25 protein-coding genes are annotated in these 26,504 nt (G+C 30.5%); 19 read left to right on the top strand and 6 right to left on the bottom strand.

Features of this window, described 5'->3' with window-relative positions; translation table 11 throughout:
- Positions 1-82 precede the first annotated feature (82 nt).
- Both ACTT88_RS01335 and ACTT88_RS01340 read left to right on the top strand, forming a co-directional pair.
- Positions 83-814 (top strand): class II aldolase/adducin family protein, encoded by a 732-nt coding sequence (locus ACTT88_RS01335; RefSeq protein WP_440907581.1) that lies wholly within the window; start codon positions 83-85, stop codon positions 812-814.
- Complete coding sequence (locus tag ACTT88_RS01340; RefSeq protein WP_440907582.1) at positions 814-1,965, top strand: TauD/TfdA family dioxygenase; 1,152 nt, start codon at positions 814-816, stop codon at positions 1,963-1,965. Before ACTT88_RS01335 ends, ACTT88_RS01340 begins: the two co-directional genes overlap by 1 nt.
- Here ACTT88_RS01340 and ACTT88_RS01345 read toward each other — a convergent pair.
- Genes ACTT88_RS01345 through ACTT88_RS01355 form a run of 3 tightly spaced genes read right to left on the bottom strand, consistent with a single transcriptional unit; the run spans position 1,949 to position 5,210 of the window.
- Positions 1,949-3,379 (bottom strand): aldehyde dehydrogenase family protein, encoded by a 1,431-nt coding sequence (locus ACTT88_RS01345; RefSeq protein WP_440907583.1) that lies wholly within the window; start codon positions 3,377-3,379, stop codon positions 1,949-1,951. The two genes, ACTT88_RS01340 and ACTT88_RS01345, sit on opposite strands and share 17 nt — an antisense overlap.
- Positions 3,380-3,399: 20 nt before the next feature.
- Positions 3,400-4,341: an NAD(P)-dependent oxidoreductase gene (locus ACTT88_RS01350; protein WP_440907584.1), complete on the bottom strand. Its 942-nt coding sequence runs from the start codon at positions 4,339-4,341 to the stop codon at positions 3,400-3,402.
- The gene (locus ACTT88_RS01355) at positions 4,338-5,210 is read right to left on the bottom strand and encodes a DMT family transporter (protein WP_440907585.1); all 873 of its coding nucleotides are present in this window, start codon (positions 5,208-5,210) and stop codon (positions 4,338-4,340) included. The genes ACTT88_RS01350 and ACTT88_RS01355 overlap by 4 nt, the downstream gene beginning before the upstream one ends.
- Before the next feature lie 58 nt (positions 5,211-5,268).
- Here ACTT88_RS01355 and ACTT88_RS01360 point away from each other — a divergent pair, with 58 nt between their 5' ends.
- From ACTT88_RS01360 to ACTT88_RS01390, 7 genes are all read left to right on the top strand, one after another.
- Positions 5,269-6,015, top strand: a complete 747-nt coding sequence (locus tag ACTT88_RS01360; protein WP_440907586.1) for a maleate cis-trans isomerase family protein — start codon at positions 5,269-5,271, stop codon at positions 6,013-6,015.
- Positions 6,015-7,184 (top strand): M24 family metallopeptidase, encoded by a 1,170-nt coding sequence (locus tag ACTT88_RS01365; protein WP_440907587.1) that lies wholly within the window; start codon positions 6,015-6,017, stop codon positions 7,182-7,184. Before ACTT88_RS01360 ends, ACTT88_RS01365 begins: the two co-directional genes overlap by 1 nt.
- A gap of 45 nt (positions 7,185-7,229) precedes the next feature.
- Complete coding sequence (locus ACTT88_RS01370; RefSeq protein WP_440907588.1) at positions 7,230-8,315, top strand: ABC transporter ATP-binding protein; 1,086 nt, start codon at positions 7,230-7,232, stop codon at positions 8,313-8,315.
- A 128-nt stretch (positions 8,316-8,443) separates the two neighbouring features.
- A complete protein-coding gene (locus ACTT88_RS01375) occupies positions 8,444-9,562 on the top strand; it encodes an extracellular solute-binding protein (protein ID WP_440907589.1) in 1,119 nt (372 codons plus the stop codon).
- A 67-nt stretch (positions 9,563-9,629) separates the two neighbouring features.
- The gene (locus tag ACTT88_RS01380; RefSeq protein WP_440907590.1) at positions 9,630-10,892 is read left to right on the top strand and encodes an ABC transporter permease; all 1,263 of its coding nucleotides are present in this window, start codon (positions 9,630-9,632) and stop codon (positions 10,890-10,892) included.
- A gap of 2 nt (positions 10,893-10,894) precedes the next feature.
- Positions 10,895-11,749 carry an ABC transporter permease gene (locus ACTT88_RS01385; protein WP_075504029.1) on the top strand — a complete coding sequence of 285 codons (855 nt, stop codon included), beginning with the start codon at positions 10,895-10,897 and terminating at the stop codon, positions 11,747-11,749.
- Positions 11,750-11,785: 36 nt separating this feature from the next.
- Positions 11,786-14,008 carry a 3-hydroxyacyl-CoA dehydrogenase NAD-binding domain-containing protein gene (locus ACTT88_RS01390; protein ID WP_440907591.1) on the top strand — a complete coding sequence of 741 codons (2,223 nt, stop codon included), beginning with the start codon at positions 11,786-11,788 and terminating at the stop codon, positions 14,006-14,008.
- Here ACTT88_RS01390 and ACTT88_RS01395 read toward each other — a convergent pair.
- Positions 14,001-14,651 carry a peptidylprolyl isomerase gene (locus ACTT88_RS01395; RefSeq protein WP_440907592.1) on the bottom strand — a complete coding sequence of 217 codons (651 nt, stop codon included), beginning with the start codon at positions 14,649-14,651 and terminating at the stop codon, positions 14,001-14,003. The genes ACTT88_RS01390 and ACTT88_RS01395 overlap by 8 nt on opposite strands.
- Complete coding sequence (locus tag ACTT88_RS01400; RefSeq protein ID WP_440907593.1) at positions 14,648-15,376, bottom strand: putative zinc-binding metallopeptidase; 729 nt, start codon at positions 15,374-15,376, stop codon at positions 14,648-14,650. The genes ACTT88_RS01395 and ACTT88_RS01400 overlap by 4 nt, the downstream gene beginning before the upstream one ends.
- Positions 15,377-15,429: 53 nt before the next feature.
- On the opposite strand from ACTT88_RS01400, the gene speB reads away from it, so the two are divergent.
- Complete coding sequence (gene speB / locus ACTT88_RS01405; RefSeq protein WP_075484331.1) at positions 15,430-16,389, top strand: agmatinase; 960 nt, start codon at positions 15,430-15,432, stop codon at positions 16,387-16,389.
- 20 nt (positions 16,390-16,409) lie between these two features.
- Positions 16,410-17,843 (top strand): aldehyde dehydrogenase family protein, encoded by a 1,434-nt coding sequence (locus tag ACTT88_RS01410; RefSeq protein WP_440907594.1) that lies wholly within the window; start codon positions 16,410-16,412, stop codon positions 17,841-17,843.
- Here the strand turns inward: ACTT88_RS01410 and argE are convergent.
- Entirely contained in the window at positions 17,840-19,018 is a 1,179-nt protein-coding gene (gene argE, locus ACTT88_RS01415) for an acetylornithine deacetylase (RefSeq protein WP_440907595.1), read from the bottom strand. The genes ACTT88_RS01410 and argE overlap by 4 nt on opposite strands.
- A 27-nt stretch (positions 19,019-19,045) precedes the next feature.
- Here argE and ACTT88_RS01420 point away from each other — a divergent pair, with 27 nt between their 5' ends.
- Genes ACTT88_RS01420 through ACTT88_RS01455 form a run of 8 tightly spaced genes read left to right on the top strand, consistent with a single transcriptional unit; the run spans position 19,046 to position 26,500 of the window.
- Positions 19,046-19,387 (top strand): tRNA-binding protein, encoded by a 342-nt coding sequence (locus tag ACTT88_RS01420; protein ID WP_440908614.1) that lies wholly within the window; start codon positions 19,046-19,048, stop codon positions 19,385-19,387.
- Positions 19,388-19,389: 2 nt separating this feature from the next.
- Positions 19,390-19,983 (top strand): LysE family translocator, encoded by a 594-nt coding sequence (locus ACTT88_RS01425; protein ID WP_440907596.1) that lies wholly within the window; start codon positions 19,390-19,392, stop codon positions 19,981-19,983.
- A gap of 1 nt (position 19,984) precedes the next feature.
- Positions 19,985-22,654, top strand: a complete 2,670-nt coding sequence (gene acnA / locus ACTT88_RS01430) for an aconitate hydratase AcnA (protein WP_440907597.1) — start codon at positions 19,985-19,987, stop codon at positions 22,652-22,654.
- Between the two features lie 2 nt (positions 22,655-22,656).
- Entirely contained in the window at positions 22,657-23,301 is a 645-nt protein-coding gene (locus tag ACTT88_RS01435; protein WP_440907598.1) for a hypothetical protein, read from the top strand.
- A complete protein-coding gene (locus tag ACTT88_RS01440) occupies positions 23,294-24,592 on the top strand; it encodes a PQQ-binding-like beta-propeller repeat protein (RefSeq protein WP_440907599.1) in 1,299 nt (432 codons plus the stop codon). Before ACTT88_RS01435 ends, ACTT88_RS01440 begins: the two co-directional genes overlap by 8 nt.
- Positions 24,593-24,594: 2 nt before the next feature.
- Positions 24,595-25,026, top strand: a complete 432-nt coding sequence (locus tag ACTT88_RS01445; RefSeq protein ID WP_440907600.1) for a hypothetical protein — start codon at positions 24,595-24,597, stop codon at positions 25,024-25,026.
- A complete protein-coding gene (gene zapE, locus ACTT88_RS01450) occupies positions 25,026-26,081 on the top strand; it encodes a cell division protein ZapE (protein WP_440907601.1) in 1,056 nt (351 codons plus the stop codon). The genes ACTT88_RS01445 and zapE overlap by 1 nt, the downstream gene beginning before the upstream one ends.
- Positions 26,081-26,500: a secondary thiamine-phosphate synthase enzyme YjbQ gene (locus ACTT88_RS01455; RefSeq protein ID WP_440907602.1), complete on the top strand. Its 420-nt coding sequence runs from the start codon at positions 26,081-26,083 to the stop codon at positions 26,498-26,500. The genes zapE and ACTT88_RS01455 overlap by 1 nt, the downstream gene beginning before the upstream one ends.
- The last annotated feature ends 4 nt before the right edge of the window (positions 26,501-26,504 follow it).

A 26,504-nucleotide genomic window follows, 5' to 3' on the forward strand; every position in this document is an offset into this window, starting at 1 on the left:
TATTATACAACTTATAATTGTTTTAAGAAATAACAGTTGTATTTATTTGCTTTTGCTTATTTTTTAAATAAGAATTTTATATATGGCGCAAACAGATAAAGATGTGCGACTAGAGTTGTCTGCTCTCTATAGAATTTTGCATATGTACGGCATGACAGACCTTGCTAATCAATGTGCCGGGGCAAGATCTGCTGAAGATAAGAATTGTTCTTTCGTTCATCCATATGGAATGTTTTATGAAGAAATTACTGCTTCATCTTTAGTTAAAATTGATCAAAACGGAAAAAAATTAGATTCAGACGGACCTTGGTTAAATGACGGATGTATTAATCTTGCTCAATGGATTTTTAATAAAAGAAATGATGTTAATTTTTATGTTCACGGACATGCTAATGATGTGATGGCAGTTGGAGGTACCAAAGAAGGTTTGATGTATCTTTCACAAGCCGCAGTTTATTTAAATCATCTTGTTGGATATATTGATTATGAATTTGTTGAGGATAAAGAATTTGGAAGCAAGTTTGAAAACCTAATTAGCAAACACGATATTTTGATTACAAGAAATCATGGATATTACACAGTAGGAAAAACTGCTGCAGAAGCATTTTTCAGAGCTTATTATCTAGAGCAAGCATGTTCAGTTCAGGTAAAAAACCTTGCAATGGGGTTAAACAAACATGAAATAGATAAACAAAAAGCTGCATATTTTTGGGAAAACATGAGTGACTCTGATGATTATAATTATGATGGAAAAACGGAGTGGGCTGCTTTATTAAGAAAACTAGAGAGAGAACATTCAAATTATAAAAATTAATGGAACAAAATTTTACAATAAAAAATATAACTAAAAATTCTACAAATTTAGAAGTTGACTGGAGCGATGGAAAAAAAAGTAAATTTAATTATTTATGGCTAAGAGACAATTGTCCAACTGCACATGACAAAGACTCACGTCATAGAATGTTTAATATTTTAAAAGTATCAAACAAAATTAATCCAAAAAAATTTGCAGTAAATAATGAAGGTAAGCTTGAAATTGAATGGAGTGAAGGTGACCATATAAGTTATTATGACCAAAATTGGTTAAGAGAAAACTGCTATACTATAAAAAATAATTTAGAATATAAATCCCCATATAAACTTTGGGACAACTCTTTACAAAATGACCTGAAGTCAATTGAGATTGAACATGATGAAATTATGAGTTCATATGAGGGACTTGTCAGATGGTTAGAGCTCTTACACCACACTGGAATTGCTATAGTAAAAAATGCTCCAACTGAAAATAATTCTGGCTTTAAAATTTTAAACAGAATTAGCCATACTAGAGAAACTTTTTTTAAAACACCTTTTGAAGTAATTAATATTCCTAAACCAAATAATTCTGCTTACACAACACATGCCCTAAGAAATCATATGGATTTACCATGGTTTGAAACACCACCTGGTTATCAATTTCTTCATTGTTTGGTTAATTCTGCAACAGGAGGAGACTCATCCGCTGTAGATGGATTTGCAGTTGCAGATTATTTAAGAAAAAATGAGAAAGAAATATTTGATACACTAGTAAACGTTCATTTAAAATTTAGAGACATGGATTATACACAAGAGTCTGTTAGAAGTTATTACGCACCCGCGATATCTCTAACAAAAGATAATGATTACCATGATATTCGGTTTAGCGTAGCAACTATGGATGCTTTAGACTGTCATCCTGACTTGATGGATAAAGTTTACAAAGCTCATCATCGATTTGGAAATTTGCTTCATGATGATCAATTCCAGATTAAATTTAGATTAGGACCAGGTGATATTTTTTCTTTTAACAACAGACGATTATTACACGGTAGAACTGAATATGATCCAAACTCAGGACATAGACATTTACAAGGTTATTACATGGATCGAGATGAAATTATTGGAAGACTAAGATATTTAAAAAATTCGGTTAACTCCAACCAGTAACATTCTTTACTTCAAGATATTCCTCAAGGCCCCAAACACCTCCTTCTCTCCCATTACCTGATTGTCTGTAACCACCAAATGGAGTTCCGGCATCTGCTCCATTTCCATTAATGTAAACACAGCCTGATCTTAATTTTTTTGCAACACGATGTGCTTTTTCTCTATCTTCAGTTTGCAAATAATTTCCAAGTCCATAAGAAGTATCGTTTACAATATTGACCGCCTCATCTTCAGTTTCAAAGGGAATTATAGATAACACAGGTCCAAAAATTTCTTCTTTGGCAATTCTCATTTCATTAGTTACATCTGTAAATATAGTTGGTTTGATAAAGTATCCTTTGTTCAACCCGTTTGGTAGCTCAGGTCCACCTGCTGCAAGAGTTGCGCCTTCAGAAATTCCACTTTCAATAAGATTTATAATTTTATCATATTGAATTTTAGAAATTACTGGTCCTATATGATCTCCTTTTTTTGAAGCTTGATCTACTTTAATTTTGTTTGCTTCATCTACAGCTTCTTTAACAGCTCTTTCGTAAATTGATTTTTCAACAAGCATCCTTGTTGGTGCATCACAAGATTGACCAGAATTACTCATTACATTTCTAATACCGTCTCTTACTGCATCTTTATAACTATCAGCAAAAACAATATTTCCACCTTTTCCACCTAATTCAAGACAAACTCTTTTAATTGTTTCTGCAGAGTTTTTTGAAATTAATCTTCCTGCTCTTGTTGAACCTGTGAAAGAAACCATATCAATATCAGGGTGGCTTGAAATGTGGGTTCCCACTCCTGCACCGTCTCCATTTACCAAATTAAATACACCTTTTGGAAAACCTGCTTCATCAATCATTTCTGCAAATATCATTCCAGAAATAGGAGCAATTTCTGATGGTTTTAAAATCATTGTACATCCAGTTGCGAATGCAGGAACGACTTTTAAAGCAATTTGATTAATTGGCCAATTCCACGGTGTGATTAATCCACAAACTCCAATTGGCTCATAATAGATATGATTATTTGATTTATTATCAAAATGTTCATCAAATTTAAAATTTTTTAATCTTATAATAAAATCATCTAAATGATCTTTCCCTGAAGCTGTTTGAACATCTTTTGCCCAATCCATTGGTGCACCCATTTCAAGAGAAATAGCCTCAGCCATTTCATTAAATCTTTTTTTATAAACTGATGATAATTTTTTAAGTAAACTGAGCCTTTCTTTCTTGCTAGTTTCTTTCCAAGTATTAAAGGCATTTTTTGCTGATTTGACTGCTAAATCTGTATCCTCTTTTGAACCTAAAGAAATAACAGCAAACGGATCTTCATTGCATGGATTAATTACGTCAAAATCATTTTTTTTAATTGGATTAACCCACTGACCATTTATGTAAAATTTTCTTTTATCTAACATTTTTTATCTTAACACATTAATTAAATTTCATATCCTTTTTCCTCAGGTTCGCTATCAACCAACTCATCAGGAAAACCATTAGCTCTAAAATTAATATTATTTAAATCCTCCATCCTTTTCACAATCATTGATGACCAAGCTCTAGAACCATATTTTTTTTGACCATCTTTGAAAATTTCAACTATTTGTGGAGAAATTTCTAAAGGAGCATTTATTTTTTTTGCAAGATTATCAAATAGACTTGTATCTTTTAAAACCAAATCCATTGTAAAGTTTATATTATAAGATCCATTTAATATAACCTGACTTTCAGTTTCATGCACAAATGAATTACCAGAGGAAATAGCAATCCCTTTATAAGTTTTTGCTAAATCTAAATTAGATTTTTTTGCTACAGTCCAAGCCTCACCTAATGCAACTAAATGCGCAGATGCTAGATAATTTGTAATTACTTTTAATACACTTGCTGTACCAAGCTCACCAGTGTGCAATATTTTTCTCCCCATAACAGTTAATACAGGTAAAATTTTTTCAAATGCTTTTCTTTCTCCACCCACGAATATAGAAATATTACCTGTTGTTGCTCTATGACATCCTCCACTAACAGGTCCATCCATAGGTATAGCTTTTTTTTCTATTACTTTTTTTCCAATTCTTTTTACCTCATTTTCGTCTGTGGTACTCATTTCTAACCAAATTTTATTCTCTGACAGTCCATTTATAATTCCGTCATCAGCCTCCATAACTTCAGCGGATACTTCAGGGGAAGGAAGAGATGTAATTATTAAATCAGTTTTTTCTGCTAATTCTTTTGGTGATTTTGCTACCTTAGCACCTAAGTCTTTTAGAGGATTTGTTAAATTTTTATCTATATCTCTTACTGTAAGATCAAAGTTATTTCTTAATAAACTTCCAGCAAGTTTTCCTCCAACATTACCTAAACCAATAAATCCAATTTTCATTTTATTTCCTCTTCCTTTTTGTTTTTTGTAAATACAATTAAAATCACACCAACTATGATTATTGTACCACCTATAAATAATTCTGAAGTTGGTTTTTCACCTAAAAGAAATATTGCTGCCAATAAACCGGTTGGTGGTATCCCCATAGTTACAATAGGTAGAACTTTATAAAGTGGGTTATTTTTTAAAACATAATAGAAACAACCGTATGTAATTGGTTGCATAATGAAACCAATATAAATAGCAATAATCCAATGATCAAATTTTGCATTTGTTAGATAATTAATTGTATTTCCATCAATTATCGCAGATGACATTACTAATATTGGTCCAGAGAATAATGCTAACCAAGCAACTAACGCTAAAGGATTTATTTCTTTACTTAAAGGTTTAACCATAACTTGTCCAAGAGCCCATACAGCAGATCCTAAAATCGTGAGTCCAATTCCAATAAATTTTCCATCTAAGTTAGGAGATCCAGTTAAAATATAAACTCCAACAAATGCGATAGCTATACCAATCAAAGCTCTGATCGTTGGTTTTTCTTTAAGTATGAAGTAAGCAAAAATAACTCCAAATGGAACTTCTGTTTGAACCAAAAGAACTGCTGCAGATGCATCAATTAAATCTAAACCAGAATACGTAATGCTATATTGTAAAGTATTAGCCACTAATGATGCCGCAAAAATTCTTTTTAAATATCCTGTTGGTATTGGAAACCACCAAATTAATAATGATGCAGCAAACGTAAATCTGATACCCATCAAAAGAATAGGAGGAAAAGATTCAAATGCTGGTTTAGCTATTACAAAACCGAAGCCTAAAAAAATAGGCACCAAGGATGCTACGAAAGTATCTTTTATATTCATACCTATTTTTTATATTAATGATTATTAAAGAACTTCTGATATATTCACCTTTTAAATTATGAATTCAACAAAAATAGATCCTAAATATATTACTAAATCAAATCCAAGAATTGGACTTATTGCGCTTGCAAGCGATTTTATGATTGAAAGAGATTTTATTAACGTAATTAAAGACAGAGAAGTTGATTTTTTTGTAAATCGTATTGAATGCTACAACCCGCTTACAAAAGAAAATTTGATCAAAATGTCAAACAAAGTAACTGAGGTAACAAAAGATATATTACCTGATCAGGATATCGATTGTGTTGTTTATGGCTGTACCTCTGGAACAATAGCTGCAGGTTATGAATCTATTGAAAAAAAAGTAAAAGCTGCAAAACCTATGGCAGAAGTAACAACTCCAAGTACCGCTGCAATCAAAGCTTTAAAGAAATTAAATATAAATAAAATAAGTCTATTTACACCTTATAGTAAAAAACTTAACGATGAAGTTTTGGAATATTTTAAAAGCGAAGGATTTGAAGTTACCTCAAATTCTTACTTTGATATAGAAGCTGATTACGATATCGGAAAAGTTGATCAGAATTATTTATTTAATGTTCTATCCGAAATAGATTTAAATGGGGCAGAGGCACTCTTTGTTTCTTGTACTGCTTTACCAGTATTGCCAATTATTGATAAATTAGAGAAAAAATTAAATACTACAGTTTTATCTAGCAATCAGGCTTTAATTTGGGATACGCTTGTTAAAATAAACAAAAATAATTCTGTCGAAGGTTTCGGTAAATTATTTAATGAAAATTAATGTTGTTCACAAAAGAAGAATATAAGCAAAGATTAACAAAGGTTAAAAAAATGATGCAAGAAAAAGGCATCGATCTTTTAATCTCACATGACACTAACAACATGAATTACCTAACAGGTTATGATGCTTGGTCTTTTTATTATGCCCAATGTGCAATTGTGCATATAGATAGAGACGAGCCCCTATGTTTTGTTAGAGCTCAAGATGCAGGTGGTGCATATATTAAAACTTATTTAAAGGATGAGAATATTTTAGTTTATGACGAAAATTATATTCATACATGGCCAAAACATCCTTATGATAATTTGGTAGAGATTATAAAAGAAAGAAAATGGGATAAGTTATGCATTGGATTAGAAATGGATGCGCATTACTTCACTGCGTTTTGTTATGAAAAAATAAAAAAAGGATTACCTAATGCAAAAATCAAAGATAGTGATCGTTTAGTTAATTGGGCAAGATTAGTAAAATCTGATGCTGAAATAGGTTTCATGAAATCTGCAGCAAAAATTTCTGAAAAAGGAATGAAAACAGCAATGGAAGTTATTAAACCAGGTGTCAGACAGTGTGATGCGGTTGGTGAAATTCAAAAAACTTTATTTTATGGAACAGAGGAATTTGGAGGTGAATATTCTAGTATTGCAACATTGCTTCCAACAGGGAAAGGGACTTCTGCTTCTCATTTAACTGCAACACAAGATAAATTTGTGGAGGGAGAAGCTACAATTATTGAATTATCTGGGGTTTATAAGAGATATCATGCCCCAATGGCGAGAACAGTTCTGCTTGGAAAACCTAATCAAATAAAAATTGATACTATGAACAAAACAATTGAAGCTTTAAATGCTGGCATAAGTCAAATTAAACCCGGGAATACAGCAGACGATGTTGCGCAAGCTTTTTGGAAAATATTAGATAAATATGGAATAGAAAAAAAATCTCGAACAGGTTATTCGATTGGAATTGGTTATCCTCCTGATTGGGGTGAGCACACTCTTAATATCTATAAGGGAGATATGACAGTTCTAGAACCTAATGTTTGTTTTCACATGATAGCTGTAATGCAGTTTGGTGATTGGGGTGTCGAAGCATCTGAGGCAATAAGAGTTACAGAGAATGGATCAGAATTGTTCTGTAATTTTCCAAAAGAGCTTCATATTAAGAGTTAATTAGCTATTGAAATCTTTTTACACAAATGTTTTATATGCACCTTTATGTCTAAAAATCCAGAATTTGTAAAATTCGATAAAGTAGATAAAAGTTATGACGGTAAAGTTCTTGTCGTTAAAGATCTTCAATTAGATATTGCAGAAGGTGAATTTATAACAATGCTTGGTCCATCTGGTTCAGGTAAAACAACTTGTCTGATGATGTTGGCTGGTTTTGAAACTCCAACTCACGGTGAAATATTATTAGATGGAAATATAATTTCCAACATACCTCCACATAAAAGAGGTATTGGTATGGTTTTCCAAAATTATGCTTTGTTTCCACACATGACAGTTTATGAAAATTTAGCTTTTCCATTAAGAGTAAGAAAAGTTGAAAAAGATGAAATTGACAAAAAAGTAGATAAGGCTTTATCGATGGTTTCTCTTAATGGTTTTGAATCTAGAATGCCAGCACAACTTTCTGGTGGTCAACAACAACGTGTAGCAGTAGCAAGAGCTTTAGTATTTGACCCCGCTGTTGTTTTAATGGATGAACCTCTAGGAGCATTAGATAAAAATTTAAGAGAAAGCATGCAATATGAAATAAAACATATTCATGAAAGTATTGGTGTAACAGTTGTATATGTAACTCACGATCAAAGTGAGGCATTAACTATGTCAAATAGGATTGCAGTATTTAATGATGGAAAAGTTCAACAGCTTTCAAATCCTGCAGAACTATATGAGAAGCCAGTAAACTCATTTGTTGCTGAGTTCATAGGAGAGAATAATACTTTTAATGGTGAAGTTGTGGATATCGATAAAGACAAATGTAAAGTAAAATTAGCAAACTCAGAGATATTAGCTAATCCGATATCTGTTAAGTCAAAAGGGGAAAAAACAACTGTATCATTAAGACCTGAGAGAGCCTTAATAAATCCAACAGATAAAATGGATAACATGTTCAGTGGAAAGATTGAGGAAGTAATTTATCACGGTGATCACACTAGAGTAAGACTTAATCTTTTGGGAAGTTCAGAGTTTATTCTAAAAGTACCTAATAGCACATCAAATTTAGAGCTCAAAGTAAGCCAAGATATAAATATTGGTTGGAATAGTGCTGATGCGAGAGCGTTAGACCCAAAATAATTACAATTAAAATACGTATATCTACTATATATATTTATAGACAAAATCAGCTGTTGACTTCACATTAGCTATTTGTTGTAATTTTACTTATATAAATTAATTTATATCAACGTTTAAACGGAGGAATAATGAAAAAACTAAGTAAATTATTACTAGCTCTTTCTTTTGTACTTTCAATAACTTCATCAGCATTTGCAGTTACTGTTGCATCTTGGGGTGGAGCTTATACAGAGTCACAAAAGCTTGGGTATGGTGATCCCACTGCTAAAAAACTTGGAATAGAGATCAATTGGGTTGACTATTCTGGTGGTTTATCAGAAATCAAAGCACAAAAAGAAGCTGGTGCTATAACTTGGGATATTATAGACGTATTTGCATTTGATACTATTAATGGATGTGATGAAGGTTTATTTGTTAAATTTGATTTTGACAAAGATTTTCCAGCTGCTCCAGATGGAACTCCTGCAAGTAAAGACTTCTTTGCTCCAATGCCAAGTGAATGTGCAGTAGGAAACATTTTATATTCTTGGAACTATGCTTTTGATACAAGAGCATTTGGTGGTAAAGAGCCTAAAACAATTAAGGATTTCTTTAACACTAAAAAATTCCCTGGAAAAAGAGCGATCTACAAAAGTGCTTTAACTAATTTAGAAATTGCATTAGCTGCTGACGGTGTAAAAATGGGTAAAGGTGGAGCCTTAATCTACAGAAAACTTGAAGCTGAAGGTGGTTTAGATAGAGCAATGAATAAGATTAAGAAACTTTGTACAGATCCTAATGGCGGATGTGTATTCTGGTCTGCTGGTGCTCAACCGCCTGAACTATTAGTTTCAGGTGAAGTTGTAATGGCAACTGGTTGGAACGGAAGATTCTTCAATGCTGAAATAGGTGAAGGAGCTCCAATTAAACAAGTATGGGATGGTCAAGGTCTTGACTATGAATATTTCGCGCTTGTTAAAGGTGGTCCAGATGAAGCAAATGCTAAAAAAGCTTTAGCTATGATGACTAACACTGAAATGTTAGCAGGTAGTGCGAAGTACATTGCTTATGCTCCATACAGATTATCATCTTTAGATATAATCAAAGCTAATGAGCCATGGTATAAAGATGGTAAAACTGAGATGATGCCACAAATGCCAACAGCTCCTGCAAACACTAAGAATTATTTCTTAGTTGATCCTTTCTACTGGGCAGATAACGGAACAGAGATTGGTGAAAAATGGGAAGCAATGAAAGCAGGCCTATAATTCAGTTTTAATCACTGAATTTATATAATATATTTAGGGCGGTTATTACTAACCGCCCTATTTTTTTATGAGCTCTGAAACAAAACAAATATTAACAACTGACGGAATTCCCTTAGAAGTCAGTTTAAAAAAAGCTGAGAAAAAAAATAAAATTAAAGCATTTCTGCTTGTTGCACCATTACTTTTATTTTTAATCATTACATATGTCTTTCCAATAGGAGAAATGTTCAGCAGAAGCGTAGATGATAAAATGATAACAAATATGCTTCCAAAAACTTTTAAAGAAATGGAAAAATGGGATGGTAAGGAATTACCTTCGGAAGAAGTATTTGCAGCTTTTTACTATGATTTTAAAGTTCTTGTTGAAAAACAAGAACACGGAAAACTTGGTCAAAGATTAAATAAAGAAAAAAATGGTTTCAATTCCATTACAAAAAAACTTTTTAGACAAGTTAAGAGAAAGAAGATTGATGAAAGTATAAGTATTAAAGAACAGGTAATGAAAGTTCACAAGCGTTGGAGAAATGTTGAGTATTGGCAAGCAATTAAACGAACTGCTCCACCTTATACAATGTCAAAATACTTAAAAGGTATGGATATGTATTATGCAGCTGACGGAAGTATTGCTCAAGTTGATGAAGATAGAAGAATACACAGAATTCTTTGGCTAAGAACTCTTGAAATAGCTTTTTTTGTTACACTATTCTGCTTTTTAATGGGTTATCCAATTGCACATTTGCTTGCAACTCTTCCTATGAAATATTCAAATTTATTAATGATCTGTGTACTTTTACCTTTTTGGACATCATTACTAGTGAGAACTGCTAGTTGGATGATTTTGCTTCAACAACAAGGTGTAGTAAACGATTTCTTTGTTATGATAGGGCTCGTTGCAGACGATAATAGGCCTGAAATGATGTATAATAAAGTAGGTACTTATGTTGCTATGACGCAAATATTATTACCTTTTATGGTTCTTCCACTTTACAGTGTAATGAAAACCATCTCTCCTAGCTTAATGAGAGCTGGAAAATCATTGGGAGGAACTCCTTTTGTTGCTTTTTGGAAAGTATACTTTCCATTAACTATTCCAGGAATTGGTGCAGGATGCTTACTGGTGTTTATTTTAGCAATTGGTTATTACATTACACCAGCGTTAGTTGGTGGTGCATCTGGAACCTTAATAAGTAATCAAATTGCATTTCATATGAAACAAACTTTAGATTGGAGCTTTGCATCTGCAATGGGGTTAATGCTACTTAGCGGAGTTTTAGTTATTTACTGGATCTACAATAAATTAGTTGGAGTGGACAATATTAAATTGGGATAATAATGGCATTACCAAGTTATACAGAAACTAGATATAGAATTTGGCATTATATTTATATTGCAATTTGTACTTTTGTATTTTTCTTTTTGATAGCACCTTTGTTTGTAATTTTCCCACTATCGTTTAATGCAGAAGAGTTTTTAGTTTTTTCAGAGGGAATGAAAAATCTTGATCCGGATGCATTTTCTTTAAGATGGTATAAAGATATGATTTATGGAACCAAAAATCCTTGGGGATTAGCAGCAAAAAATAGTTTTATAATTGCAATATTCGCTACAATTGGTTCAATAATTTTAGGCACTTTAGCTGCTTTAGGATTAAGTAGCAGGCATATGCCATACAAAGGAATTATAATGGCTACTTTAATTTCGCCTATGATTGTTCCTTTAATTATTTCTGGGGTTGCGATCTTCTTTTTTATGGCAAAGGTCGGATTAGCAGCTACTCATACAGGAATAGTCCTAGCACATATAATTTTAGGTACTCCATTTGTTGTGATTACTGTAACAGCAACACTTTCTGGATTTGATCACAGTGTTACAAGAGCGGCGGCAAGTTTAGGAAGTAATCCAGTTAATACATTTATGAAAATTACTCTTCCTTTAATTTTACCAGGTGTGATCTCAGGAGGATTATTTGCGTTTGTAACTTCCTTTGATGAAGTTGTAGTTGTGTTATTTTTGGCAGGTTTAGAAAATACAACTATTCCTATACAGATGTGGACTGGATTAAGGGAGCAATTAAGCCCAACAATTCTTGCTGTAGCTACATGTTTAATTATTCTATCTACGTTAATCTTAATTAGTGCTGAATTGTTAAGAAGAAGATCTGAGAGATTAAGAGGAATAAATAGATAATTTACCCAAATAATTTTATCATATATAGAAGTTGTTATGGAAATTAAAAAAGTTGTAGTTATTGGCTCTGGCACAATGGGAAGTGGGATAGCTGCCCATTTATGTAATGCAGGTATACCAGTTACTCTTTTAGATCTAACTACTGAAATCAGTGAAAAAGCTAGAGAAAGAATTCATAAATCTAGACCTCCTTTGCTAATAGATAAAAGTAAAATTAACAATATTAATGTTGGAAATATTGAAGAAAATTTTGACGTAGTAAAAGATGCAGATTGGGTGGTAGAAGCAGTGGTGGAAAGAATTGATATTAAACATAATATTTATGAGAAGATATTTAAGAATAGAAAAAAAGGCGCAATAGTTTCATCAAATACATCATCAATTCCAATTAAAGTTTTATCAGAAAAATTAAATGATGAAGAAAAAAAAGATTTTTGTATCACTCACTTTTTTAATCCAGTTAGATACATGGGATTGTTAGAAATTGTTAAAAACGAAAATAACGATTTAAATAAAATCAATTCTTTAAAGAAATTTTGTGAAGTAGAGCTCGGTAAGGGTGCTATAGTTTGCAACGATACCCCAGGTTTTCTAGGTAATAGAATCGGTGTTTATGCAATGCAAGTTGCTATGACAGAAGCATTCAAAATGAAACTTTCAATAGAAGAAGCCGATGCAGTTTTTGGTAGACCGATGGGAATACCCAAAACAGGCGTATTTGGATTATACGATCTAATTGGAATTGATTTGATGGCTGATGTATTAAAGAGCTTTATAAAAGAACTTTCAGAAAAAGATGAATTTCAAATTGTTGCAAAAGAAATTCCATTAGTCAAAAAATTAATTGAGACAGGCTATACAGGGCGTAAAGGAAAAGGCGGCTTTTATAGAATGAATAAAAGTGGAGATCAAAAAATTTTAGAAGCAATAAATTTAGAAACAGGAAAGTATTCTGCAACAAAAAAAATAGATTTAGGAATAGAGACTGTTGATATTAGTAATTTAATTAATCGAAAAGATAAGTTTGGTGAGTATGCCTGGATTGTAATTTCAAAAATAATTAAATATGCCTCTTCACTTGTTCCTGGGATTACTGATCAGTTTAACGATATTGATGAAGCTATGAGGCTTGGTTTTAATTGGGCAATGGGTCCTTTTGAAATGTTGAAATCCATAGGGGTAAAGAATTTCTTTGAAAGAATTGATAGTTTTGAAAATAATAAATTTTTAGAAAATTTATCAAAAACAAAAGATGAAAACTTCTATGGAGAAAGACAACTTTATACAGATATTCAAACCCTAGGAAAAATAAGACCATCAGCTATTAAACTAGATAAAAATAATTCAGCTGAAATTCATAGATTTAAAGATTTTAATATTGTTGAGTTTACAACAAAAGCCTGTGCATTAGATTATGACTCAATGGATGCATTAAAAAATGCAACTGACAAACCTTTAATAGTAATTAATGAAAGCATGCAATTTTCAGCAGGTGTGAATTTAAGTTATACTATGAATTTTGCTGACAAAGGTGATTTTAAATCAATTGAAAAATTTATTAAATATTTTCAAGATACTTGCAAAACTTTAAAATACTCTAAGCACCCAGTTGTATCAGCACCTTCTGGACTTACACTTGGAGGAGGCTTTGAGGTTTTAGTTCAAAGTAATTTTGTTGCCTCACACACAAATTTAGTTATTGGATTAGTTGAAACTATTGTTGGATTAGTTCCAGCAGGCGGAGGATGTAAAGAAATGTTGTGGAGATGGTCACAAACAGAGGAAGCAAAATCAGATCCAGATTATGCCCCACTAAAAGTTTTTGATATTATTGGTTATGCTAAAACAGCTACATCTCCAATCGAGGCTGAACCATTAAAGTATTTAAGAACAGAGGATAGAAAAATAATGAACAGAAATAGTCTTTTTGAGGAAGCAAAAAATTTAATTAATCAAAATAATGATTTTGTTCCTCCAGAAGAGTGTAAATTTAAGCTTTCTGGAAAGCCGTTGAAAGATAAAATGATTAAGGTTTTAGAGAAATTATACAACGAAAAAATAATTTTAGATCATGGTATGCATGTTGGAACTGAGCTTGCAAATGTTTTAAGTGGTGGAGACACTACTATTGAAAAAGCACTGTCAGAGGATGATCTGTATAAATTAGAACTAGATTCTTTTATGAGATTGATAGAAACAAAACAAACTCAAGAAAGAATTAGACATACATTATCGACGGGTAAACCTTTGATTAATTAGAATTAAACATTCTAAAGGTTTTAATATAATCAGGTCTTAAAACATAAATTGCTTTATTACCTGTTTTAATTTTATTTAAAATATCTAAACCGTAAACTACTTTACCAATTGGAGTATACTCTCCTTGATAAATTGGAATTTCTTTCAATGTAATAAAGAATTCACTATCTTCTGTATTAAATTCTGTTGCTCTAGCAAAACCAACACTTCCTACTGTAAATTTAAAATCGTTGCTTAGTTCTGATTTTAACAATCCCAGTCCAGACTTTCCGCTACCAATTTTGGAATAATCTAAGTTATTTATATTTCCATACTCAATATCTCCAGCTTGTACAAAAGTATTTTCTGAAACTTTATAAAAAGCAGAACCATCATACATTTTTTTTTCAATTAAAATTTTAAATCTTTCTACTGCTTTAGGGGAAATATCTGGATAAAGTTCAATGATTACATTTCCACACTCAACATTCATTACTGCAATATTGTTTGGCTCATTAAAATTAAATTTACTTAAATTATTTTTTTCAACAAATAGACATTTATTTTTTAATAAAAAAAAAGAGGTAAAAGCAAAAATTGAAAGACCAATTAAAAATATAAATAAAATTTTTTCTGATTTCGAGACTTTAATAGTTTTGATCATAAAATATTTTCATCTATTTTAGCCAAATTTGATTTTATAAAATTCACTTTATTGTTAAGGATTTTGTCACTATTAATTTTATCTTCAATTGTTTCTTTATCAGTCATTAAAAATGAAAAAATTTCCGCCATATCTTCAGATGGGATAGATTTAGAATATTCTGTTAAAAAACCATCAGTTTTTTCATATAGATCTAAATTTAATCTATCAGAACAAGTTGAACATTCAGCGTAATTAAATGATTTTAGATTAAAAGAAGAAAATTTATCCTCATCGAAATATTCAATATGAGTATTTTGTATCATATGAAAAATTTCATGGTGCATCATTCTTTCAAAATATTTTTTATTAAAATTAATATCTAAAATTAATGTCCTGTTTTTATTATCAGGTATTCCCCCAGTATTAATTTCAGAGATGAATAAATTTTCACAAAATACAATATATTTTAATTTTATCTTATCAAGAAAATTAGAATTATATAGATTAAGATTTTTTTCAATTAAAGGAAATTTTGAATTTAAATTATTTATATTAACTTTATCGCAAGAAATGTTCTTATTTATACCAATTTTAAAATTACCTTTAGCGCTCAAATAACGAATATTATTATCATTTTTTAATTTATAGATTTCTAAATTTGGAATTTTTATCAGATTATAAATTTCATTAGCATTTACATGCGAAATATGAAAAATAAGAATAAATAAAAATAAAATTTTCATTAAATTATTATAGACGAATTAGATGAGATAATATTATCTTAGATTATTAAAAAATGAAAAAAGAAAGAAACAAAAATCCAATTCAACCAGTTAGCGGAACTAAAGTTCCAAGATTTGCTGGCCCAAGCACATTTGCAAGATTACCTGAACTAAGAGATGTGGAAAGTTGTGACGTTGCAATTGTTGGAATTCCGTTTGATGCTGGCACAAGTTATCGACCTGGAGCAAGATTTGGTCCACAAAGCATCAGACAAGCCTCTAGACATTTGAGAACTAATTATCATCCCAACTATGATGTTGAGCCTTTTAAAATCCAACAAGTTGCTGATGCTGGTGATATCGCTTGTAATCCATTTAGTATTGATGAGGCAATTAAACAAATAGAAGTAGGCGCAACAGATTTATTAAATAAGGTTGGAGGAATTATAAGTTTAGGTGGAGACCACACTATTGCAGTACCCTTGTTAAGAGCAATCAATAAAAAAAATAAGGGCCCTGTATCTTTAGTTCATTTTGATGCCCACTTAGATACTTGGGACACATATTTTGGTGCACCTTATACTCATGGAACTCCATTCAGAAGGGCTAGAGAAGAAGGATTATTTTTAGACGATGCGTCTATGCATGTTGGAATTCGAGGGCCACTTTACAGTAGAGATGATATTAAAAATGATGAAAGTTTTGGATTTAAAATAATTCATTGTGATGAGTTTCAAACAGAAGGCACAGATAAAATAGCAGAAAGAATTAGAAAAAGAGTGGGAGATAATCCTCTATACTTATCAATTGATATTGATGTTTTAGATCCTGCATTTGCTCCAGGGACTGGTACACCAGAAATTGCAGGGATGACTACAAGAGAAATGGTAAATGTTTTAAGAGGTTTGTCTGGATTAAATTTAGTTTCAGCTGACGTTGTTGAAGTTTCTCCAGCATATGATCATGCAGAAGTAACTTCTTTAGCAGCAGCAACTATTGTTTATGAATTAACTAATTTATTTGCAAAAACATAAGGAAAGGATAACGTCGAAACATGTTAGACAAAAAAAATTTTTACATTAATGGAGCTTGGGTTAAACCAAATAGCTCAGAGGAAATAAAAGTAATTGATCCTGCTACAGAGGAAAATTGTGCAGTAATTACTTTGGGGAACAAAGCTGATGTGGATATTGCAGTTAATGCAGCTAAGGATGCCTATGATACTTGGGCCTTCTCTTCTAAGGAAGAAAGAATAAGATTATTAGAAAAACTTTATGAAAATTATAAGAAAAGATGGGCAGATATTGCAGAAGCTATAACTCTTGAGATGGGTGCTCCAAAAGATTTTGCAACAAAATTACAAGCTGGCACAGGAGCAAGTCATATCAAATCATTCATAAGATATTTAAAACATTTTGAATTTGAAAAACCTTTAGGAGATCATGCTCCTAACCAAAGGTTGATTTATGAACCAAAAGGTGTTTGTGCATTAATAACACCATGGAATTGGCCAATGAACCAAGTTTGTTTAAAAGTAATGCCAGCAATAGCCGCAGGTTGTACAATGGTTTTAAAGCCATCAGAATTAGCACCACTTTCATCAATGATACTTGCTGAAATTATTGATGAAGTAAAATTTCCAAAAGGTGTGTTCAATTTAGTTAATGGAGATGGAGCAACAACAGGTGATGCTCTTACAAGTCATCCAGATATAAATATGATTTCTTTTACAGGATCAACAAGAGCAGGAGCTTTGATTTCACAAAATGCTGCTAAAGATTTTAAAAGAGTAAGCTTAGAATTAGGTGGCAAGGGTGCAAATATAATTTTTAAAGATGCTGATCCAGAAGCTATTGAAAGAGGTGCTTTAAGATGTTTTAGAAATTCTGGACAATCTTGTAATGCACCTACAAGGATGTTGGTTGAAAAATCAATGTATGAAGATGCTATTGAGAGATTAAAAAAATATACCGAAAGTTTTGAGGTGGGTGATCCCAAAAAAGAAGGAGAACATATAGGTCCAGTTATTTCAGAAACTCAATACATTAAAATACAAACTTTAATCCAAAAAGGAATAGATGAAGGTGCAAAATTAGTTGCTGGAGGAACAGGTAAACCTGATGGATTAGACAAAGGTTATTTTGTTAAACCAACTGTTTTTGCAGATGTAAATAATGATATGGAAGTTGCAAGAACAGAAATTTTTGGGCCTGTTTTATCTGTTATTCCATTTGAAACAGAGGAAGATGCAATTAAAATTGCAAATGACACCTCTTATGGACTAACAAACTATATCCAAACCCAAGACTCTCAAAAAGTACAAAGAGTTGCAAGAAAATTAAGATCTGGAATGGTTGATGTTAATGGAGCTGGTATTGCAGTTGATGCACCTTTTGGTGGTTTTAAACATTCTGGAATAGGTCGAGAAGCAGGTGAACACGGATTAGAAGAGTTTTTAGAAGTAAAAGCCGTAGGTGGTTGGAGTTAATTTACTGATTTATCTTTTACACCTTCTAAAAACTTAAGGCACTTTTTCATTTCATTTAATTCTATGAACTCATCAATTTTGTGAGCTTGTTCTATCGATCCTGGTCCACAAACAACAGTACTGATCCCTAGCTCTTGAAATAAACCAGCTTCCGTCCCAAAAGAAACTACTTCTCTAGAATTATCACCAGTTATATTTGATACAAATTCACATGCTTCAGACTCATCTAATCTGTTAAAACCAATAACTTCACCTATTACTTCTTTTTTAATATAAGAATCTGGAAATACTTTTTTCATTTCTGGTAGAAGTACTTCATTTGAATATTTATCAATTTCTTTCGTAACAAACTCTCCATCTTCTTTAACTACTGGTCTTGTTTCCCATTCAACACTACATCTATCTGCAATTACATTATGAGCAATACCACCTTTAATTCCGCCAATTGATAAAGTTGAATGTGGAGGATCAAAAATACTATCTTTTTGAACTCTTTTTTTTAATTCTTCTCTAATTTCTAAAAGTTTTCCAACATATCTAGTAGCATATTCAGCTGCATTTACTCCTAAATGTGGTTTAGAGCTATGTCCTGCAAGTCCTCCAAAATGAACTGTGTATTCATTCATACCTTTGTGGGCATCAATAATTTTCATTTTAGTTGGTTCACCAATTATACAAATTCCATTTTTGATTTCTCTTTTTTTCAATTCCTTTATTAATAAAGGAGCTCCAATACATGCAGTCTCTTCATCAAATGTGTAGCAGAAATGTAAGTCTCTATCTAAATTACTTTCTTTGAAGATAGGTGCATAAGCAAGTGTGCACGCGATAAAACCTTTCATATCACATGAGCCTCTTCCATATAATTTATCATTTTTAATATTTGCAACGAATGGATCACTGCTCCAACCTTTAGATGCGGGAACCACATCTGTGTGACCAGATAATATAATTGGCTTTTTTGTGCTTTGATTTTTTGCTTTTATAGTTCCAAAAAGATTTACTCTTTTTTTATCATCATCATAAACTTTGAAAGTATCTACTCCGATGTTATTTAAAATTTTTTCACAATAATCAATTAAATTACTGTTATCTTGACCAGAGATAGTTTTAAATGCGATTAAGTCAGTTAAAATCTTGATTGATTTTTCATATAAATTGTTATCTATACTCATAAATTTAAAACACTATATTATATTATGATTAAAGAGCAAATTACCTATAATGATTTTGATAAAGTAGATATTAGAATTGGTACTGTAATTTCTGTAAAAAAAAATGAAAAGGCGAGAAAGCCATCTTTAGTGGTTGAAGTTGATTTTGGAAGCGAAATTGGCATTAAACAATCTTCGGCTCAAATTACTCATTATTATAACGAGGAGAATTTAAAAGGAAAACAAGTTATTGCTGTTTGTAATTTTCCTGAAAAAAATATTGCTGGAATAGTTTCTCAAGTATTGGTTTTAGGAGCAATTGATGCCGATGGCAAAGTTACACTTGTTCATCCTTCTCAGAAAGCAGAAAACGGATTACCGATTGCTTAATAATGCATCCTGAAATTCTTTCTATAACTTTATTTGGAATTGTTGCAGCATTTACCCCTGGACCAAATAACTTTGTTGCTTTCTATTCTGGTTTCAATTTTGGTATTCTTAGAACACTACCACATATAATTGGTGTAACTTTAGGATTTCCATTTTTGTTATTATGTTTAGCCCTAGGGCTGATAAATATTTTTAAGTTTTATCCTTTAATTCAAGATATATTAAAATATTTAGGAACTCTATTTTTAATTTATTTAGCATACAAAATTTCTTTTTCAGGACATTCAGATCAGGAAAATAAAAATAAAAATCCAATTAAGTTTCATGAAACTTTTATTTTCCAATTTTTAAATCCTAAAGGAGTTATTGCATCAATTATTCTTGTTTCAACTTATATTAATCCAGGAGAAACATTTGTAAATTATACGACTCAAATTATAATTATGGCCTTAATTGTTTCAGTCACTAGCATAACTCTGTGGACTTTTTTAGGTAAATTTTTCAGGAAATTTGCGACAAATCAGAAATTTATTAATTACTTTAATTATGCTATGTCACTGCTTCTTTTAATAAGCATAATAACTTTTTATTTATAATATGACCCCAGGAAACAAAAATTCTTATAATTCACTTAAAAAAATCATAGTTAATGACAATGAGTATAATTATTACTCATTAAATGAAGCAGAAAAAAATGGACTTGAAGGAATTAATAAACTACCAAAATCTCTTAAAGTTTTGCTAGAAAATTTATTAAGATACGAAGACGATTTAAGTGTAACAAAATCTCAAATAGAAGCGATTAAAAACTGGCTAAAGACAAAAAAATCTAAAACTGAAATTGCATATAGACCAGCAAGAGTTTTGCTCCAAGATTATACAGGAATACCTGCAGTTGCAGATTTAGCTGCAATGAGAGAAGCAGTTAAAGAAAAAAATAAAGATCCAAATACAATCAATCCATTATCTGCGGTTGATCTTGTAATTGATCACTCCGTACAAGTTGACCAATCTGCAAAAGCAGATTCTTTTGAAAAAAATGTCGACATAGAATTTGAAAGAAATGGTGAGAGATATTCTTTTTTAAAATGGGGACAACAGGCATTTGATAATTTTAGAATAGTTCCACCAGGAACAGGAATTTGTCACCAAGTAAATCTAGAATATTTATCAAAAGTTGTTTGGTCAGAAGAATTTAAAGGGGAAAAATATCTTTTTCCAGATACTTTAGTTGGAACAGACAGTCATACAACAATGGTAAATGGCTTATCTGTTTTAGGATGGGGCGTTGGAGGAATTGAAGCTGAAGCAGGAATGTTAGGTCAACCAATTTCCATGTTAATACCAGAAGTCATCGGTTTTGAAATGAAGAACAAAATGCCAGAAGGAACTACTGCAACTGATTTAGTATTAACTGTTGTTAAAATGTTAAGAGATAAAGGAGTGGTTGGTAAGTTTGTTGAGTTTTATGGAGAGGGTTTAAAAAATTTAACACTAGCAGATAGAGCAACAATTGCAAACATGGCACCAGAATATGGTGCTACTTGTGGTTTTTTTCCTATTGATGAAGAAACATTAAAGTATTTGAAATTTTCTGGAAGAGATCAACAAACTGTTGATATCGTAGAAAATTATGCCAAGGAACAAGGTTTATGGGCGAGTAGCGAAATAGAATTTACTGAGATTATATCTTTAGATATGTCCACAGTCGTACCAACTATTTCAGGACCTAAAAGACCTCAAGACAAAGTTCTGTTAACAGATGCACCTAGTTCGTTTCAAAAAGTATTGCAGGAAGCTTCAAATAAAAATGAAAAGTCAATTTCGAAAGTATCGAATACAGATTACGAAATTAAAGATGGCTCAATATTAATTGCTGCAATAACTTCTTGTACTAATACTTCTAATCCAAATGTTCTAATCGGGGCTGGACTATTAGCTAAAAAAGCTATTGAAAAAGGTTTACAGGTTAAACCTTGGGTAAAAACTTCTTTAGCACCTGGATCTCAAGTAGTTACAGACTATTTGGCAAAAGCTGGATTAAACACTTATTTAGATCAGCTTGGCTTTAATTTAGTCGGGTATGGCTGTACAACTTGCATTGGAAATTCAGGACCACTTCCAGAAAATATTGTAGAAGCGATCCAAAAAGAAAATATTTATGCAGTTTCAGTTTTATCAGGAAATAGAAATTTTGAGGGAAGAATTTCTCCACATATAAAAGCTAACTATTTGGCTTCACCCCCACTTGTTGTTGCATATGCAATAGCTGGCCATATGGAAGTTGATTTATACAAAGATCCATTGGGAAAAGATAAAGAAGAAAAGGATGTATTTTTAAAAGATATTTGGCCTTCAAATAAAGAGATAGAAGAAACTTTAAAAGATTCACTTAATGCCGAAATGTTTATACAAAGATACTCAAATGTTTCAGAAGGCCCAACTCAATGGCAAAAAATTAAAACTGATAAAAGCAGTATTTATAATTGGGACGAGGGATCAACATATGTAAAAAAACCTCCTTTTTTTGACTCGTTACCAGATAAACCAGAAGGATTTAAAGAAATAAAGGATGCAAGACCATTATTAATTTTAGGTGATATGGTTACCACTGATCATATATCGCCAGCAGGCAGTATTCAAAAAGATAGTCCAACTGGTGAATATTTCATGGAACACCAAATTTTACCTAAAGATTATAACTCATATGGTTCAAGAAGAGGTAACCATGAAGTTATGATGCGTGGAACTTTTGCAAATATAAGAATTAGAAATGAAATGGCTCCTGGTACAGAAGGTGGTTTTACAAAGTTATATCCAGAAGAAAAAGTTCTTCCTGTCTATGATGCGGTAGTAGAATATAAAAAAAGAGGAACAGATTTAGTTGTTATTGGTGGAAAAGAGTATGGAACTGGATCGTCTAGAGATTGGGCAGCTAAAGGTACAAAATTACTTGGGATAAAAGCAGTAATTGCAGAGAGTTTTGAAAGAATCCACCGATCTAATTTGATTGGAATGGGAATATTACCGTTACAATTTATCAAGAATGTAAACAGAAAAAACCTAAAATTAATTGGTTCTGAATTAATTAGTATTTTAAATATAGAAAAGGGTGTTAATCCCTCAGATGAAGTGACAGTCGAAATAAAATATGTTTCTGGCGAAATAAAGAAAATAAAAACTTTATGCAGAATTGATACAAAAAATGAATTAGAGTATTATAAAAACGGAGGTATTCTGCAGTACGTTTTAAGGAATATGATTTAGTTATGGACGAAGATTTATCAATTATAAATACTAATACTAGAAATGAAAAAATTAAGAATTTTTTTGTAAACAATAAAAATAAAATTATTTCAGGTATAATTATTTTAATAATTATTATAGTAGGTGTTTTTAGTTACGATAAATATTTAATTAATAAAAAAAAAGATATCTCAGATAGTTATAATTCAATAATCATCGATTATTCTGAAAAAACAAAAGAAAAAACAGCTAGCAGTCTGATTGAAATAATAAACAAGAAAGATCCAACTTATTCACCTTTATCTCTTTATTTCATTATTGATAATAATCTTGTAAGAGATCAGTCCAGAATTAATTCATTATTTGATATATTGATAAACGATACTTCGTTAGACAGTGAGATTAACAACTTAATTATATACAAGAAGGCACTCTACAATGCAGATAACGCTCAGGAGAGTGATCTTCTAAATATGTTAAATCCACTAATCAATTCAAAAAGTGTCTGGAAATCACATTCTTTATATTTAATGGCAGAATATTTTTATGCAAATAATCAAAAACAAAAAGCTAAAGAATTTTTCAACCAAATAATAGTTTTAGAAAATTCAAATCCAGATATAAGGCTTCAAGCAGAGAGAAGATTAAACAGAGACTTGAGTGAATAAATTAATTTTTACTTTCGTTGTATTATTTTTTCTTAATAACTGTTCATTTAACGAAAACTCAAGAATTTGGAAAGACAAAGAAGATAAATTAGAGACAGATAAAAAAATAACAAAAGTTTTTGCTGAAGAAAATCTAAGTGTTTCAGAATTTAATAGAGATTTAAAATTAGATCTATCATCAATAAAAATAAATAATAAAAATAATGAAAATCAAAATAATCTTGGTTTGCAAAATTACAAAGGTGAATTAGCAAAGATTGGTAACTTTAAATTTTCAAAGTTAGAGGAACTTAATCAATTAGATTTCGAACCGATTTTTTTGAATAATGGAATAATATTTTTTGATAAAAAAGGTTCAATTATTAGATATGATAATAATCAGAAAGTTATTTGGAAAAAAAACCATTATTCAAAAGCTGAAAAAAAATTAAAACCAAAACTTAATTTTTTAGTAGATGGGCAAAATCTTTTAGTAACCGATAGCATAGCAAAATATTATTCTGTGAATATTAGTACTGGAGAATTAAATTGGTCAAAAAATAATGATTATCCGTTTAATTCAAATATTAAAAAGTATAAGGATAAAATATTTGTTATTGATTATAAAAATACATTGAGATGTTTTAAAATAAAAGATGGGTCTGAATGTTGGAATTTGCAAACAGAGGACTCATTTACAATTTCAAATATTAAATATTCTTTAATTATTTTAAACGATAATGTTATTTTTAATAATTCTATAGGAGATATTACAGCTGTAGATATTGAAACAGGTTTAATTACATGGCAACTACCTACACAGAATAGCTCGATAATAAATGAAACTTATAACTTTAAGATTTCAAAACTAGTATCAGATGGAAACTCAGTATTTTTTTCAAATAATAAAAATCAGTTTTATTCAATCGATTTAAAAACAGGAACAATAAACTGGATAAATGAAGTTAATTCTAATGTAAAACCTATTTTGGTTGGAAATCTAATAATTACAATCTCTAATGAAGGTTATTTCTATTTAATTGATAAAAATAAAGGCAATATAGTTCGAATTACAGATCTATTTCTGAATTATAAAGATAAAAAAAGAAAAAATATTTATCCAATTGGTTTTGTAATTGGAGACAAAAACGTATTTTTAACTAACTCAGATGGTAAGATGATTATAGCCGGGATTGAGGATGGAAAAATAATAAAAATTGAAAAAGTTTCTGGTGAATTAGTATCTGAACCTTTTATATTTAATAACAATTTATATGTAGTAAGAAATGGTTCAATTGTACAATATAACTAAACATGTTCTTAAAATTTTTAGAAAAAATTGGTAGAAAAAAAGTTGTATTAGATAGAGGACCTTCACATCCTAATTTTAAAGAGGCAAAGCCTTGGATGAACCGATACTATGTTTTGATGAGGTACCGACCTAAATGGTTTCCATTCAATATATTAATTCATGAGATGCTAGCAGATGACCATGGAGAAGGAGTTCATAATCACACATTTCCTTATATTACTATAATTTTAAGAGGTGGTTATTGGGAGACATTAAGCACTGGCAAGTTTTGGCGTCCACCAGGGTATATTGGTTTTAGATCAGCAAATAATTTGCATCGAGTAGATTTGGAACCAGGAACCAGACCATTAACTTTATTTATCTCAGGTCCATTCGGGCTAAGGAAAGGACCAAGATCAGAGTATGGTATTGACTTTAAAACTAAAAAAAATTGATGCCAAAAAAATTTGAAAAAGAATTCATATCTTATTGTGAAAATCAAAATTTAGAAGTTAATCCTTATCAAATCAAAGTTATTAAAAAATTAGAAGATTACCATAATAGTAATTACAAATCATTTTTTTCAAAATTATTTTCTAAACAAAAAACTAAAAAAGGATTTTATTTGTATGGTGGTGTAGGGGTTGGTAAAACAATGATTTTAAACTTCTTTTATGATCATCTTGAAGAAAAAAAATTAAAAAAGCATTTTAATGAATTTATGTTAGGTTTTCATGATTTTGTCCATGAGCAAAAAGAAAAAAATGAAGAAAATGTAATCAATCAATTTGTTAAAAATTTAAAATCAAAAGCTTCATTAATTTATTTCGATGAATTCCAAGTTACAAACATTGTTGATGCAATGATTTTAGGAAAATTATTTGAACAAATATTTAAAGAAGATATTAAAATTATTCTTACCTCAAATACTGAAATTTCAGAACTTTATAAAGAAGGTCTTCAACGGGAACAATTTATACCTTTTATAAAAATAATGGAAGATCAATCAATCGAGCATGAATTAAAAATTGAGGATGATTATAGAAAATCTAATGATAATCAAAAACAAAGATATTTTTTTCCACTTAATCAAGAAACCAATTTTAAGATTAATAAATTTTTTAGAACCATAACTAAGGATAAAAAACAATCTTCAATAACAGTTAATGTCAAGGGAAGAGAATTTAAAATAGAAAACTTTTATGAGGGAATTGTTAGATGTGACTTTAATCAACTTTGTGATCAAAATTTAGGAGCGGAAGATTATTTGGAAATAATTAAAAACTGTAAATTTATGGTAATAGACCAAATACCTCAATTTAATGATGTCAATTCAAATCAACAAAAACGTTTTATCACTTTGTTAGATGTAATTTATGATAAAAATATTTCATTAGCAGTTACAGCTGATCTAAATTTAGATCAATTTACCTCTTCAAGATTGTTAGAAAAACCATTTAAACGAACCATTAGTCGTTTGTATGAGCTTACATCGAAGGAGTATAATTGATGAAACAAGAATTTTATAATCTTCAAATTAAGACTAATGGTCAAAAGTTATATGAGTTTACTAATGATACAATTCATTGGATTGGTCAAAATAACTTTAAAAATGGTATTCTTAATTTAAGTATTCAACACACAAGCGCCTCATTAATTGTTCAAGAAAATGCAGATCCAGATGTACAAACAGATTTGATAAATTATTTTGATAAATTAGCTCCTATGGACAACAAACTATATGTTCATACTACGGAGGGAAAAGATGATATGCCTGCACATATTAAATCGGCATTAACAAATAATCAAATTTCTCTTAGTGTGAAAGATAGTGAATTGATGCTCGGAACTTGGCAGGGCATATATTTATTTGAACACAGATTAGAGGCTCAAAAAAGAACTATAATTCATCATTTTATTGGAGAATAAAATT

It is taken from the genome of Candidatus Pelagibacter sp. (genome assembly GCF_052046145.1).
Classification (GTDB): Bacteria; Pseudomonadota; Alphaproteobacteria; order Pelagibacterales; family Pelagibacteraceae; genus Pelagibacter.